Below are 14,371 nucleotides of genomic sequence, written 5' to 3'. Positions count from 1 at the left end.
AGTCCTATTGCTCTGTCAGGATCGGCAGTCAAATCAAGCTGGAGCTACGCCGACCCCCGCCCTGCGGGGTGAACGGCGGAGGAGAGCGACATGCACAATCCGGGCCATCGCTTCCAGGCGCAGGACCGCTTCGCGGACGGCGCGCAGTACATCGCGGGCAGGTTCGCCAAGGGAACCTCGGGGCGCCGTCACGCGGTCGTGGACCCCGCCACCGGCGAGGAGGTCTACCGGTACGAGCTGGCGGGCACCGCCGACGTGGACGCGGCCGTCGCCGCCGCCCGCGCCGCGTTCCCCGGCTGGGCCGCCACCACGCCCGGCGATCGCTCCGACGCCCTGCACCGCTTCGCCGCGGTCCTCGCCGACCGCGCCGAGGAGTTCGCCCGCGCCGAGTCCCTCCAGTGCGGAAAGCCCCTCAAGCTGACGCGCGAGTTCGACGTCCCGGGCACCATCGACAACACCTCCTTCTTCGCGGGGGCCGCCCGGCATCTGCAGGGCCAGTCCGCAGGCGAGTACTCCGGCGACCACACCTCGTACATACGCCGTGAGCCGATCGGCGTGGTCGGTTCCATCGCGCCCTGGAACTACCCGCTCCAGATGGCCGCCTGGAAGGTCCTCCCGGCGATCGCGGCGGGCAACACGATCGTCCTCAAGCCTGCCGAGATCACCCCGCTCACCTCCCTGCTCTTCGCCGAGGCGGCCACCCGGGCGGGCATCCCCGACGGCGTCGTCAACATCGTCACGGGCGCGGGCAGGGACGCCGGGGAACACCTCGTCGCGCACCCCGACGTCGCCATGACCTCCTTCACCGGCTCCACCGCCGTCGGCAGGCGCGTCGCCGAGATCGCCACCTCCACCGTCAAGCGGCTCCACCTGGAGCTGGGCGGCAAGGCGCCCTTCGTGGTGTTCGACGACGCCGACCTGGACGCCGCCGTGCACGGCGCGGTCGCGGGCTCGCTGATCAACACCGGCCAGGACTGCACGGCCGCCACGCGCGCGTATGTGCAAAGGCCCCTCTACGAGGAGTTCGTCGCGCGCACCGCCGCCCTGATGGAGACCGTCCGTCTCGGCGACCCGTTCGCGCACGGCACCGACCTCGGCCCGCTCGTCTCGCACGCCCAGCGTGACCGCGTCGCCGGATTCGTCGACCGGGCCCGTGCCTACGCGCGCGTGGTGACGGGCGGTGAGATCCCCGAGGAGCTCAAGGACGGCGCCTACTACCGCCCCACGCTCATCGCCGACGCCGCCCAGGACAGCGAGATCGTGCAGTCCGAGATCTTCGGGCCCGTCCTGGTGGTCCTCCCCTTCGACAGCGACGACGAGGGCATCCGGCTCGCCAACGACACTCCGTACGGGCTTGCGGCCTCCGCCTGGAGCCGGGACGTGTACCGCGCGAACCGCGCCACCCGCGAGATCAAGGCGGGCTGCGTGTGGGTCAACGACCACATTCCGATCATCAGCGAGATGCCGCACGGCGGATACAAGGCGTCCGGCTTCGGCAAGGACATGTCCGCGTACTCGTTCGAGGAGTACACCCAGATCAAGCACGTTATGTTCGATAACACAGCAATTGTCCGAAAGGACTGGCACCGCACGATCTTCGGGGACCGGCCGTAATCGTTTTCCGGCTACCGCCGGGTGGCACCACCGGCCGTCGACCAAGGCCGAACCACTCCACCGGAAAGGCATCACGCACATGGAGCAGTACGAGCCCGACCGCCTGTCCCCGGCCCAACTGGCCGCGGTGCGGCGCAGTTTCAGGAACGGCAGGGCCTCCCTCACCCGCCGTTCGCTGCTGCGCGCCTCCGCCGGCGGCGCGCTCGCGGTCGGCGGTCTCGGGGCGCTGAGCGCCTGCGGGATCCCCGCGGCGGGCAGGACCGAGGGCGGCGTCTCCGCCGAGGATCATTCGGCCGAGGAGAAGACGATCAACTTCTCCAACTGGCCCGAATACATCGACGTGGACGACAGCGGCAAGCGGCACCCCACGCTCGACGCCTTCGCCAAGCGGACCGGGATCCAGGTCAAGTACACCGAGGACATCAACGACAACGACGAGTTCTTCGGCAAGATCCAGCCGCAGCTCGCCGCGGGTCAGTCCACCGGCCGGGACCTCATCGTGCTCACCGACTGGCTGGCCGCCCGCATGATCCGGCTCGGCTACGTCCAGAAACTGGACCCGTCCCACCTGCCGCACGCCTTCGCCAACCTGTCGGACCAGTTCCGCGCCCCCGACTGGGATCCCGGACGCGCCTACTCGTACCCGTGGCAGGGCATCTCGACCGTCATCGCGTACAACAAGAAGGCGCTCGACGGTGTCGAGGTGAAGTCGGTCTCCGACCTGCTCGACAACCCCAAGCTCAAGGGCCGCGTCGGCTTCCTGACCGAGATGCGCGACAGCGTCGGCATGACCATGCTCGACATGGGCAAGGACCCGGCGAAGTTCACGGACGACGACTACGACGCGGTGATCGCCCGTCTCCAGAAGGCCGTCGACAAGGGGCAGATCCGCCGCTTCACCGGCAACGACTACACGTCCGACCTCAGCAAGGGCGACTTCGCCGCCTGCATCGCCTGGGCGGGCGACATCGTCCAGCTCCAGGCGGACAACCCCGACGTCGGCTACGTGATCCCCGACAGCGGATACATGACGTCGACCGACAACATGCTGATCCCCAACAAGGCGCGTCACAAGACGAACGCGGAGCGGCTCATCGACTACTACTACGAGCTGGAGCCGGCCGCCGAACTCGCCGCCTACATCAACTACGTGAGCCCGGTCGCGGGAGTGCAGCCCTATCTTGCCAAGATCGACAAGTCGGCGGCGGACAACCCGCTGATCGTTCCCGACAAGGCCATGCAGGCCAAGTCCCATGCCTTCCGCTCACTGAGCTCGAAGGAAGAGACGGCCTATCAGCAGAAGTTCGCGAAGCTCACAGGGGCGTGACGACGATGAACAACACGGACAACAGCGGCGACGTCCGCCTCTCCGGAATCAGCAAGACCTACGGCTCCTTCACCGCCGTGCAACCGCTCGACCTGACCGTGCCGCAGGGCTCGTTCTTCGCCCTGCTCGGCGCTTCCGGCTGCGGCAAGACCACCACGCTGCGCATGATCGCGGGACTGGAGGAACCTTCCTCCGGCACCGTGTTCCTCGGCGACCAGGAGGTCACCCACCTGCCGCCCTACAAGCGACCGGTGAACACGGTCTTCCAGTCGTACGCCCTCTTCCCGCACCTCGACATCTTCGAGAACGTGGCCTTCGGCCTGCGCCGGCGCGGCATCAAGTCGGTGAAGAAGCAGGTCGAGGACATGCTGGACCTCGTCCAGCTCGGCGAGCAGGCGCGCAAGAAACCGCACCAGCTCTCCGGCGGCCAGCAGCAGCGCGTCGCCGTCGCCCGCGCGCTGATCAACCACCCCAAGGTGCTGCTCCTCGACGAGCCCCTCGGCGCCCTCGACCTCAAACTGCGCCGTCAGATGCAGCTGGAGCTCAAGCGCATCCAGACCGAGGTCGGCATCACCTTCGTGCACGTCACCCACGACCAGGAGGAGGCCATGACCATGGCCGACACGGTCGCCGTGATGAACGCGGGCCGCGTCGAACAGCTCGGCTCGCCCGCCGACCTCTACGAGAACCCGAACACCACGTTCGTCGCCAACTTCCTCGGCACCTCCAACCTCATCGAGGCGGAGGTCGACTCCAAGGGCGGCGACGAGATCGTCCTCAGGGCGGGCGGTGGCAAGCTCACGCTGCCCACGGCGCGATGTTCGGCGGCCACGACGACCGGCGGCAAGGTCCTTGTGGGCGTCCGCCCCGAGAAGATCTCCCTCACGCACGCCGACGACGCGGGCGAGATCCCGGCGGGCCGCAACCGGATCACCGGGAAGATCGCCGACTCCAGCTTCATCGGAGTCTCCACCCAGTACGTCATCGACAGCGCGGTCTGCCCCGAGTTCGAGGTCTACGCCCAGAACATCGACCGCGACTCCCGGCTCACCCCCGGCGCCGACGTCGTCCTGCACTGGAACCCGGCTCACACCTTCGGTCTGGACGCCGCGCAGGACATCGACGCGGGCGTGGAGACGGTCGAGGAAGAGGCCGCGTGATGACGAGCCTCGCCGACGCCCCGCCGCCGCTCGCCCCGCCCGCCGCCGAGAAGCCGCCCAGGTCGCCCAAGGCGCGCAAACGCGGCCGCCTCGTCCCGTACTGGCTGCTGCTGCCCGGCCTCCTGTGGCTGGTGGTCTTCTTCGCGCTGCCGATGATCTACCAGGCCTCCACCTCCGTGCAGACGGGTTCCCTGGAGGAGGGCTTCAAGGTCACCTGGCACTTCCAGACCTACTGGAACGCCCTGTCCGACTACTGGCCGCAGTTCCTGCGGTCCGTGCTCTACGCGGGCGCCGCCACGCTCCTGTGTCTGCTGCTCGGCTACCCGCTCGCGTATCTGATCGCCTTCCGCGCCGGCCGCTGGCGCAACGTCGTGCTGATCCTGGTCATCGCGCCGTTCTTCACCAGCTTCCTGATCCGTACGCTCGCCTGGAAGACGATCCTCGCGGACGGCGGCCCGGTCGTCGGCACCCTCAACTCGCTGCACGTCCTGGACGTCACCAACTGGCTCGGCATGACCGCGGGCGACCGCGTCCTGGCCACCCCGCTCGCGGTGGTCTGCGGTCTGACGTACAACTTCCTGCCGTTCATGATCCTCCCGCTCTACACCTCGCTGGAGCGCATCGACGGACGCCTCCACGAGGCGGCGGGCGATCTGTACGCGAAGCCGTTCACCACCTTCCGGAAGGTCACCTTCCCGCTGTCGATGCCGGGCGTCGTCTCCGGAACGCTGCTGACCTTCATCCCGGCCAGCGGCGACTACGTGAACGCCGATCTCCTCGGCTCCACGGACACCCGCATGGTCGGCAACGTCATCCAGACGCAGTTCCTGCGGATTCTCGACTATCCGACGGCCGCGGCACTCTCGTTCATCCTCATGGCCGCGATCCTCATCATGGTCACGCTCTACATCCGCAAGTCCGGGACGGAGGATCTGGTCTAAATGCCCTTCGTGCGCTGGCTCAAGCATCATCTCGTCGTCATCGCGGGACTGTTCACGCTCGGCTATCTGCTGCTGCCGAACGTCGTCGTCACGGTGTTCTCCTTCAACAAACCGAAGGGGCGCTTCAACTACGAATGGCAGCAGTTCTCCACGGAAGCCTGGCGCGATCCCTGTGGTGTCGCCGACATGTGCGGCTCACTCTCGCTCAGCCTCCAGATCGCGTTCTGGGCGACCGTCGGGGCCACCGCCCTCGGCACGATGATCGCCTTCGCCCTGGTCCGCTACCGCTTCCGCGCGCGCGGCGCCGTGAACTCGCTGATCTTCCTGCCGATGGCGATGCCCGAGGTCGTCATGGCCGCCTCGCTGCTGACGCTCTTCCTCAACATGGGCGCTCAGCTGGGGTTCTGGACGATCCTGATCGCCCACATCATGTTCTGCCTCAGCTTCGTCGTGACAGCCGTCAAGGCGCGCGTCATGTCGATGGACCCGCGCCTGGAGCAGGCGGCACAGGACCTGTACGCCGGCCCGGTGCAGACCTTCCTCAGGGTCACCCTGCCCATCGCGGCCCCCGGAATCGCCGCGGGCGCGCTGCTCGCCTTCGCGCTCTCCTTCGACGATTTCATCATCACCAATTTCAACGCGGGCTCGACCGTCACCTTCCCCATGTTCGTCTGGGGATCGGCACAGCGCGGCACACCCGTTCAGATCAATGTCATCGGTACGGCCATGTTCCTTGTCGCCGTGCTGTTCGTTCTGGCCGGAATGGTCGTCGGCAATCGCCGTAACCGGCAGAAGGCGTAAAGCGATTCACCTGTAGGGAGTTGAAATCATGGCCCCAAGCGCCATGAGTCGTTGGACCACATCTCTTTCCGAAGCGCAGCCGGTTCCGTACTGGCTGGACGACCCCGGCAGGCCCCGCCCCGAGCCCGCCCTCACCGGCGCCGAGACCTGCGACCTGCTCGTCGTCGGCGGCGGCTACAGCGGACTGTGGACCGCGCTGCTCGCCAAGGAGCGTGACCCGGGCCGCGACGTGGTCCTGCTGGAAGGCCGCGAGGTGGGCTGGGCCGCCTCCGGCCGCAACGGCGGCTTCTGCGCCGCCTCCCTCACCCACGGTCTGGCCAACGGCCTCGCCCGCTGGCCGGACGAGATCGGGAAGCTGGAGGAGCTGGGCGCCCGCAACCTCGACGAGATCGAGGCGGCCGTCGCCCGCTACTCCCTCGACTGCGACTTCGAGCGCACCGGCGAGATCGACGTCGCCACCGAGCCGCACCAGGCCGAGGAACTCCGCGCGTGGTACGAGAAGCTGCGGCGGAAGGGCCTCGCGGACGGCATCGATCTCCTGGACGCCGGGGCGGTGCGGGAACAGGTCGACTCGCCGACCTTCCTGGCCGGGCTGCACGACCGCGGGGGCGTCGCGATGCTCCACCCGGCCAAGCTCGCCTGGGGCCTCAAGCGCGCCTGTCTCGGACTCGGTGTGCGCGTGTACGAGCACACACCCGCCCTGAACCTCGAGGCGTACGGCGCCGGCATGGCCGTACGCACCCCCTACGGCTCGATCCGCGCCCGCCGGGTCGCGCTCGGCACCAACATCTTCCCGAATCTGATCAAGCGGGTGCGCGCGTACACCGTGCCGGTCTACGACTACGCGCTGATGACCGAACCGCTGACGGACGACCAGCTGGCCGCCGTCGGCTGGAAGAACCGCCAGGGGACTCGGGGACAGCGCCAACCAGTTCCACTACTTCCGGCTCTCCGCCGACAACCGGATCCTGTGGGGCGGTTACGACGCGATCTACCCCTACGGCGGCCGGGTACGGGCCGAGTACGACGACCGCCCCGAGACGTACGCCAAGCTCGCCGGGCACTTCTTCACCTGCTTCCCGCAGCTGGAGGGCGTCCGCTTCACGCACGCGTGGGGCGGCGCGATCGACACCTGCTCGCGCTTCTCGGCGTTCTTCGGCACCGCGCACCAGGGAAAGGTCGCGTACGCGGCGGGCTACACGGGCCTCGGCGTCGGGGCGACCCGGTTCGGCGCGGACGTGATGCTGGACCTGCTGGCGGGGGAGCGCACGGAGCGCACCGAGCTGGAGATGGTCCGCAGGAAGCCGCTGCCCTTCCCGCCGGAGCCGTTCGCCTGGACGGGCATCGCGCTCACCAAGTGGTCGCTGGCACGCGCGGACGCGCACGGCGGCCGGCGGAACCTCTGGCTGAAGGCCATGGACAGGCTGGGTCTGGGCTTCGACAGCTGACGCTCGCGGTGGCGCGCGGGCGGGTCGCGTTCCGCTCGAACGGCGTACGCCCCGCGCCACCGCTGTGCCCCGGTTCGCACCGGTCCCTGACGGCAGGTAACCGCCGGAGGTCTTGACAACCGAATTGGTCTGGACCAAGTTGGGCGCGCTCCACCCTCCTCTTCCCCCCTGCCCGGAGGCACTTGTGGACCGCACCCGACGCACCGTGCCGCGCCCACGGCGGCACAGACTTCTCGCCGTGGGCGCGGCCGCCGTCCTGGCCGTACCCGCAATGACCGCGCTCTCGTCGGCCGCCCGCGCGGCCGACGCGGACCTCGCACGCAACGGCGGGTTCGAGTCCGGCCTGAACGCCTGGACATGTGCGGCCGACAGCGGAAAGACCGTCAACTCGCCCGTACGGAGCGGAGGTTCCGCGCTCCAGGCGACCCCGGCCGGCAGCGATCACGCCCAGTGCGCGCAGACGGTGACCGTGAAACCGGACGCGCAGTACACCCTGTCCGGATACGTCCGGGGCAGCTACGTCTACCTCGGCGCGAGCGGCACCGGCACCACCGACGTCTCCACCTGGACCCAGTCCGCCCCCGACTGGCAGCAGCTCACCACCACGTTCCGCACCGGCCCGTCCACCACCGAGGTCACGGTCTACACCCACGGCTGGTACGGCACCGGCGCCTACTACGCCGACGACATCTCCCTGGTCGGTCCGGGCGTGGACGCGGGTCAGCCACCGGCGGCGCCGACGGGCCTGAAGGCGGGCACGGTGACGTCCACGAGTGTCGCCCTGTCCTGGTCGGCGGTCCCCGGAGCCACGGGGTACGCGATCTACCGCGACGGGGTGAAGGCCCGGTCCGTGACCGGCACTTCGGCCACGGTGACCGGTCTGTCACCGGCCACGGCGTACGGCTTCCAGGTCGCGGCCGTGAACGACGCGGGCGAGTCGGCGAAGTCGGCGACGGTGCCGGCCACGACGTCGGCGGGCTCGGGCGGCGGCTCGACGGACCTGCCCGCCCACGCCCTGGTCGGCTACCTCCACGCGAGCTTCGCCAACGGCTCCGGCTACACGCGCATGGCGGACGTGCCCGACAGCTGGGACGTCATCGACCTGGCCTTCGGCGAACCGACCTCCACCACCTCGGGCGACATCCGCTTCACGCGCTGCCCGGTCACCGAGTGCCCGAACGTCGAGAACGACGCCGACTTCAAGGCGGCGATCAAGGCGAAGCGGGCGGCCGGCAAGAAGGTCCTGATATCGATCGGCGGCCAGAACGGCCAGGTCCAGCTGGCCACGACGGCGGCGCGCGACACCTTCGTCTCCTCCGTCTCGAAGATCATCGACGAGTACGGCCTGGACGGCCTGGACATCGACTTCGAGGGGCACTCGCTGGCGCTGGACGCGAGCGACACGAACTTCAAGAGCCCGACCACACCCGTGATCGTCAACCTGATCTCGGCGCTGAGGACCCTGAAGGCGAGGTACGGCTCGACGTTCGTCCTGACCATGGCGCCGGAGACCTTCTTCGTCCAGCTCGGCCACCAGTACTACGGCACGGGCAAGTGGGGCGGCCAGGACCCGAGGGCGGGCGCGTACCTCCCGGTGATCCACGCCCTGCGCGACGACCTCACCCTGCTGCACGTCCAGGACTACAACTCGGGTCCGGTCATGGGGCTCGACGACCAGTACCACTCGATGGGCGGCGCCGACTTCCACATCGCCATGACCGACATGCTGCTGACGGGCTTCCCGGTGGCGGGCGACGCCAACAACGTCTTCCCGCCGCTGCGCCCCGACCAGATCACGATCGGCATGCCGGCCTCGACGAACGCGGGCAACGGCCATGTGTCCCCCACGGAGGTGAACAAGACCCTGAACTGCCTCACGAGGAAGACCGACTGCGGCTCGTACGCGACCCACGGCACGTGGCCCGCGCTCCGCGGCCTGATGACGTGGTCGATCAACTGGGACCGGTTCGGGAGCTGGGAGTTCCAGCGGAACTTCGACCAGTACTTCGGCTGAGGAACATCGCGAGCGCCGTCAGCAGCAGCGCGCCCAGGCACCAGCTCGCCACGACGTCCAGCGGCCAGTGATAGCCACGGCGGATCAGGCCGACGGCGACCGCGAGGTTCAGGGTGACGGAGGCGGCGAGCACGGTGCGGCGGGCCCAGGTGGCGTGCAGCCGGGGCAGCAGGAGCAGGGCCGCCGTGCCGTAGGCGATCGTGGCCGTGGCGGTGTGGCCCGAGGGATAGAAGCCCGTGCCCGGGCCCATGACCGGGGGTCCCGGGCGGGCGATCAGTTCCTTGAGCGGGACGATCAGGGCCGGGAGGGCCGCCACCAGGAGCGCCGCGGCCGTGGACGGGAGCCACCAGCGATCCGCACCGGCCCGGCGGTCGCGTACGGCCACGTACACCAGGACGACGGCCAGCACCGGTACCGCGACCGTGGCGTTGCCCAGATCGGCGAGGAGTTCGGAGAAGCGGCCCGGACGGACCAGCGTGCCGCTGAGGCGTTCGTCCGCGCGGGCCAGGGGGCCGTGGGCCGCGACCTGCCAGGTGATCAGCGCGAGGAGAAGGGCCGAAAGGCCGAGGAGGAAGGTCGGCCGCCCCGGAACAGGGGGGGTGGTTCCGGGGCGGCCGTCCAGATCGGTGTGCCGCCCGCCCCGGGGGGTTTGGGGCGTGCGGCCATCCGATCGGTGAGGAGAACCGGAGCCGGAAGCTCCGGGTGTGTGCGCGAGGGCACGACCAGGTCGAAGCTGGGGAGGCCTCGGCCCGAAGCCGTCCACAGTCCCCTGTGGGCGGGGTGTATCTCTCATCTGGGTAGAACCTACGGCAGGGAAATCCGCTGCGACAGCCGGAATCGCGTCCCGCCATCCACCTTGCACACGTTCTTCACGCGCTCCGCCCCCTGCCGTCCCGCACCGGAATCCGGCCCGGACCCCGGATACGGGACGTGTGGGGCGTCAGATACGGGAGAACGCCTGCTCAATGATGTCGAGGCCCTCGTTCAGCAGGTCCTCGCCGATGACCAGCGGAGGCAGGAAGCGCAGCACGTTGCCGTAGGTGCCACAGGTCAGGACCAGCAGGCCCTCCTGGTGGCACGCCTTGGCGAGCGCGCCGGCCGCCTCCGGGTTCGGCTCCTTGGTGTCGCGGTCCTTGACCAGCTCGATCGCGATCATCCCGCCACGGCCGCGGACGTCGCCGATGATGTCGAACTTCTCGGCCATGGCACCCAGGCGGGCCTTCATGACGGCCTCGATGTTCTTCGCCTTGGCGTTGAGGTCGAGCTCCTTCATCGTCTCGATCGCGCCGAGCGCACCCGCGCAGGCGACCGGGTTGCCGCCGTAGGTGCCGCCCAGGCCGCCCGCGTGCGCGGCGTCCATGATCTCGGCGCGGCCGGTGACGGCGGCGAGCGGCAGACCGCCCGCGATGCCCTTGGCGGTCGTGATCAGGTCCGGGACGATGCCCTCGTCCTCGCACGCGAACCACTGGCCGGTGCGGCAGAAGCCGGACTGGATCTCGTCGGCGACGAAGACGATGCCGTTGTCCTTGGCGAACTTGCTGATGGCGGGGAGGAAGCCCTTCGCGGGCTCGATGAAGCCGCCCTCGCCGAGCACCGGCTCGATGATGATCGCGGCGACGTTGTCGGCGCCGATCTGCTTGTTGATCATGTCGATCGCCTGGGCGGAGGCCTCGGCACCGGCGTTCTCCGGGCCGGTCAGCCAGCGGTAGCCGTACGCCACCGGCACCCGGTAGACCTCGGGCGCGAACGGTCCGAAGCCGTTCTTGTACGGCATGTTCTTCGCGGTCAGCGCCATCGTGAGGTTCGTACGGCCGTGGTAGCCGTGGTCGAACACGACGACCGCCTGGCGCTTGGTGTACGCGCGGGCGATCTTGACGGCGTTCTCGACGGCCTCGGCGCCCGAGTTGAACAGGGCCGACTTCTTGGCGTGGTCACCCGGCGTGAGCTCGGCCAGCGCCTCGGCGACGGCGACGTAGCCCTCGTACGGCGTGACCATGAAACAGGTGTGCGTGAAGTCCTGGAGCTGGGCGGAGGCGCGGCGTACGACGGCCTCGGCGGAGGCGCCCACGGACGTCACCGCGATGCCGGAGCCGAAGTCGATCAGGCGGTTGCCGTCGACGTCCTCGATGATGCCGCCGCCGGCGCGCGTGGTGAAGACCGGCAGCACCGAACCCACACCGGCCGCGACCACGGCGGTACGGCGGGCCTGCAGCTCCTGCGACTTCGGGCCGGGGATGGCGGTGACGACGCGGCGCTCCTGCGGAAGTGCGCTCATGAGGGGCTCCCTGATGATCTTGCGAACCGGGGGTGTGCGGCCACCGGGGATTTCCGGCTGGCCGGGACGTTCCCGGCGGGGTGTTTTCGGACGCTTGCCTTCTTTCTTCGCAGGCTAGGGCCGGGGACGGGGAGCGGGCATGCTCCATGTGGGCGTTTTCGGCGTGTGTGCTTGTCCGTCGTGGACATAGAACCCCGGGGCGCGGCGGTGCGCATCCCCGGGCGCCCCGGCCGCGTAAACGGTGAACTCCCCCTGCGGGGGCGTTAGATTGACTCGCTGAGGGTGCACGGAGCGGCTGGTCAGGGGGCAAGGGCGATGGACAGCGACGGGACGCAGGACGCACGGGGTACGCATGCGACTCCTGTGCCACGACCCGCCGCACCCCCACCACCCGTGCCGCCCATGCCGCGCGGCGCGCCCCCCGTGCCCGAGCAGGCCCCGGCCCGCCCGGCCACCGTCGCCGACTGGCTCGACGAACCCCGCCCGGCCGCCGCACCCGGGATCTGGCGGTACGGCTACCGGGTGCCACGGCCGGCGAAGGGAGCGCAGCGGCTCTCCCCGGTCACGATCGTCGGTCTCGCGGTGCCGCTGGTGGTGGCGCTGATCGTCTGGTCCCTGTGGCGCCACGGCAGCGTGCCCTACCAGTGGATCGTGCTGAAGCTCTTCACCCCGGACGACTGGTGGTGGGGCGGCACCACCGCGCCGAAGACCTGGCAGGGGCAGGAGGCCATCGAGGTCTACACCGGGGTGTTCTTCGCCGTCCTCGTCTACGCCATGGGACGGCTGGGAAGCTGGTCCGACGTGGTCCGTCACTACGTCACCCGCCGGCCGCAGCCCGCGCGCGCCCTGCTGGCCGCCCTGGGCGCCCTGCTCACGCTGACCTTCGTCTTCCCCCGCGCCTTCCCCGGCGTCGGCTGGGACGCACTGCCGGTCGTCGCACCCCTCTTCTCCGTCACGGCCCTGCTCACCGGCGGCTACGAGGTGTTCCAGTCGCAGCTGGTCACCGACGGTCTGTACGCGCTGATCACCCTGCTGGTCCTGTGGCCCTTCGCCAGGATCGGCGACTGGTGGCCGTTCGCCAGGGAACGGTTGGCCGCGCGCGGCCGCGGCCGGGCGCCCGAGACCCCGGCCGCCCCCCGGCCACCCGCCCAGTGGCCCGAACTCCATGACGCGGGGCAGCACCAGGCGGCGGACCTGCTCTCCGGAGAGGTGCTCTCCGGCCGGATGAACGACGTGGACTGCGCCCGTGTCCGGCACGCGTGGAACGCGGCGAAGCGGGACGGCGCGCGCCTCGCCGCCTTCAGCGACACCGTGCTGCGCCGGGGCGCCGCCGCCTGGGTCCACCCGTCCGGCGCCCGGGACCTGCCGGCCCGCACCGCACGCCACGACGTGCTCGAAGGCCAGGTGCGCATCGGGCGCTGGTCGGCCGGGGACCGTACGCCGCTCGTCTACCGCGGGGCCGGCGCGGCCCTCGACGCCGAGACCCTCGGCACCTCACTCCTCGCGGTGGGTCCGTCCGGCTCCGGCAAGACCCGCCAGCTGGTCCGGCCCCTCGTCGAGTCGCTCACCCTGCGAGCGCTCACCGGACGGTGCGCCGTCGTCGTGGTCGCCGCCGCCGGCACGCCCCTCGGCCCGGACTCGGCGTTCGACGTGGTCGTCAAGATCGGCGATCCCTCCTCCGTCCACGACCTGGACCCGTACGCGGATTCCGACGACCCCGACGAGGTGGCGTCCTTCCTGGCCGAAGGCCTGGTCGGAGACCTCGACACGGTCGACGGCCGGCGTGCCGCCACCGCGCTCGCCCAACTGCTCGGCCCCTACCGGGCGGTGCACGGACGGTTCCCGGCGCTGCCCGTGCTGCGGGAGCTTCTGGAGGGCGAGCCGGCGGCGCTGTCGTCCCTGCGGGAGGCGCTGGCGGGGGACGAACACGCCGTGATGCGCCGGGAACTCGACGCCCGCATCCGGCAGGCCGGGAGCGCGGCCGACGCCGGACCGGCTCTCGCCGACCGGCTCGCGCTGCTCGACCGGCCGGTCTTCGCCGCGTTCTTCGGCGGCGGCGGTACGGACAGCGGGATCCGGCCGTTCTCACTGCGGTCCGTGGTCCATCATCCGCTGCGGGTGCGCGTCGATCTGCCCGAGCGCGGGCACGAGGAGGCGTCCCGGCTGATCGCACGGCTCGTGCTGGCCCAGTTCACCGCCGTGGTGCGGGGCGGGGAGCGGGCCGGGGAGCGGGCCCACTTCGTCTGTCTGGTCCTCGACGACGCCACCGGGACGCCGACCACCGAATCCGTACGCGGCATGCAGCGCCTGCGCTCCCAGAACGCCGGAGTGGTCCTCGCGCTGCGCACGATCGGCGACGTGCCCGAGGCGCTGCACGGGCCGCTGTACGGGGCGGTCGGCTGCCGTATGGCGTTCTCCGGCGTCACGACGTGGGACGGCAGCCGGTTCGCCCACGCCTGGGGCACCGAGTGGGTGGAGACCCGTGACGTGGCCCAGCACACGGTCTTCGCGGACCAGCCGATGACGCGGGCCATCCACGCCCTGCGCAAGCTGGTCACCGGCAAGGCCGTGACCACGGACGCGGTGACCGTACGGCAGGTCGAGCGGGAGCGGTGGTCGGCGTCCGAGCTGGCGCACGAGGTGCCGCCGGGCCACGCGGTGCTGTCGCTCACCAGCGTCGCGGGCGAGCACGCGCCGCCGCTGCTCGTGGATCTACGGGGCTGACCTGGACGTCTGGATGTAACGTCACGGTCGGACCGTACGGTGAGGCAGAATCGACACAGGTCGTTCA

10 protein-coding genes and 1 pseudogene are annotated in these 14,371 nt (G+C 70.1%); 9 read left to right on the top strand and 2 right to left on the bottom strand.

Features of this window, described 5'->3' with window-relative positions:
- Positions 1–90 precede the first annotated feature (90 nt).
- The 8 genes and pseudogenes from GTY58_RS13575 to GTY58_RS13545 all read left to right on the top strand — a co-directional run bounded on the left by GTY58_RS13575 (position 91) and on the right by GTY58_RS13545 (position 9,305).
- Positions 91–1,614 carry a gamma-aminobutyraldehyde dehydrogenase gene (locus GTY58_RS13575; protein WP_010984028.1) on the top strand — a complete coding sequence of 508 codons (1,524 nt, stop codon included), beginning with the start codon at positions 91–93 and terminating at the stop codon, positions 1,612–1,614.
- Between the two features lie 79 nt (positions 1,615–1,693).
- Positions 1,694–2,941: a spermidine/putrescine ABC transporter substrate-binding protein gene (locus GTY58_RS13570; RefSeq protein ID WP_010984027.1), complete on the top strand. Its 1,248-nt coding sequence runs from the start codon at positions 1,694–1,696 to the stop codon at positions 2,939–2,941.
- Positions 2,938–4,101, top strand: coding sequence for an ABC transporter ATP-binding protein (locus tag GTY58_RS13565; RefSeq protein ID WP_010984026.1), 1,164 nt, complete (start codon positions 2,938–2,940; stop codon positions 4,099–4,101). Before GTY58_RS13570 ends, GTY58_RS13565 begins: the two co-directional genes overlap by 4 nt.
- Entirely contained in the window at positions 4,101–5,042 is a 942-nt protein-coding gene (locus tag GTY58_RS13560) for an ABC transporter permease (protein WP_037652061.1), read from the top strand. The genes GTY58_RS13565 and GTY58_RS13560 overlap by 1 nt, the downstream gene beginning before the upstream one ends.
- A complete protein-coding gene (locus GTY58_RS13555; protein ID WP_010984024.1) occupies positions 5,043–5,843 on the top strand; it encodes an ABC transporter permease in 801 nt (266 codons plus the stop codon). It begins immediately after the preceding gene.
- Between the two features lie 28 nt (positions 5,844–5,871).
- Positions 5,872–6,909 (top strand): annotated as a pseudogene (locus GTY58_RS13550) (FAD-dependent oxidoreductase); the annotation flags it as partial.
- Positions 6,809–7,291, top strand: a complete 483-nt coding sequence (locus GTY58_RS41625; RefSeq protein WP_338059019.1) for a hypothetical protein — start codon at positions 6,809–6,811, stop codon at positions 7,289–7,291. The pseudogene GTY58_RS13550 and the gene GTY58_RS41625, both read left to right, overlap by 101 nt.
- Before the next feature lie 271 nt (positions 7,292–7,562).
- Positions 7,563–9,305 carry a glycoside hydrolase family 18 protein gene (locus tag GTY58_RS13545; RefSeq protein WP_107082999.1) on the top strand — a complete coding sequence of 581 codons (1,743 nt, stop codon included), beginning with the start codon at positions 7,563–7,565 and terminating at the stop codon, positions 9,303–9,305.
- Here the strand turns inward: GTY58_RS13545 and GTY58_RS13540 are convergent.
- Positions 9,244–10,098, bottom strand: coding sequence for a phosphatase PAP2 family protein (locus GTY58_RS13540; RefSeq protein WP_078234459.1), 855 nt, complete (start codon positions 10,096–10,098; stop codon positions 9,244–9,246). The two genes, GTY58_RS13545 and GTY58_RS13540, sit on opposite strands and share 62 nt — an antisense overlap.
- 147 nt (positions 10,099–10,245) lie before the next feature.
- Positions 10,246–11,580, bottom strand: coding sequence for a 4-aminobutyrate--2-oxoglutarate transaminase (gene gabT / locus GTY58_RS13535; protein ID WP_010984019.1), 1,335 nt, complete (start codon positions 11,578–11,580; stop codon positions 10,246–10,248).
- A 315-nt stretch (positions 11,581–11,895) separates the two neighbouring features.
- Here gabT and GTY58_RS13530 point away from each other — a divergent pair, with 315 nt between their 5' ends.
- A complete protein-coding gene (locus GTY58_RS13530; RefSeq protein ID WP_037652056.1) occupies positions 11,896–14,304 on the top strand; it encodes an ATP/GTP-binding protein in 2,409 nt (802 codons plus the stop codon).
- The last annotated feature ends 67 nt before the right edge of the window (positions 14,305–14,371 follow it).

Source organism: Streptomyces sp. SID5469, from assembly GCF_009862865.1.
Lineage (GTDB): Bacteria > Actinomycetota > Actinomycetes > Streptomycetales > Streptomycetaceae > Streptomyces > Streptomyces avermitilis.
The sequence above is the reverse complement of the archived record's forward strand: the minus strand, read 5'-3'. Positions and strand labels throughout refer to the sequence as shown.

What these genes read in the sequence shown, in the direction of transcription:
- gabT (WP_010984019.1), bottom strand. Translation starts at nt 11,580, where the DNA reads ATGAGCGCACTTCCGCAGGAGCGCCGCGTCGTCACCGCCATCCCCGGC.
- GTY58_RS13545 (WP_107082999.1), top strand. Translation starts at nt 7,563, where the DNA reads ATGACCGCGCTCTCGTCGGCCGCCCGCGCGGCCGACGCGGACCTCGCA.
- GTY58_RS13570 (WP_010984027.1), top strand. Translation starts at nt 1,694, where the DNA reads ATGGAGCAGTACGAGCCCGACCGCCTGTCCCCGGCCCAACTGGCCGCG.
- GTY58_RS13540 (WP_078234459.1), bottom strand. Translation starts at nt 10,098, where the DNA reads ATGAGAGATACACCCCGCCCACAGGGGACTGTGGACGGCTTCGGGCCG.
- GTY58_RS13575 (WP_010984028.1), top strand. Translation starts at nt 91, where the DNA reads ATGCACAATCCGGGCCATCGCTTCCAGGCGCAGGACCGCTTCGCGGAC.
- GTY58_RS13530 (WP_037652056.1), top strand. Translation starts at nt 11,896, where the DNA reads ATGGACAGCGACGGGACGCAGGACGCACGGGGTACGCATGCGACTCCT.
- GTY58_RS13555 (WP_010984024.1), top strand. Translation starts at nt 5,043, where the DNA reads ATGCCCTTCGTGCGCTGGCTCAAGCATCATCTCGTCGTCATCGCGGGA.
- GTY58_RS13560 (WP_037652061.1), top strand. Translation starts at nt 4,101, where the DNA reads ATGACGAGCCTCGCCGACGCCCCGCCGCCGCTCGCCCCGCCCGCCGCC.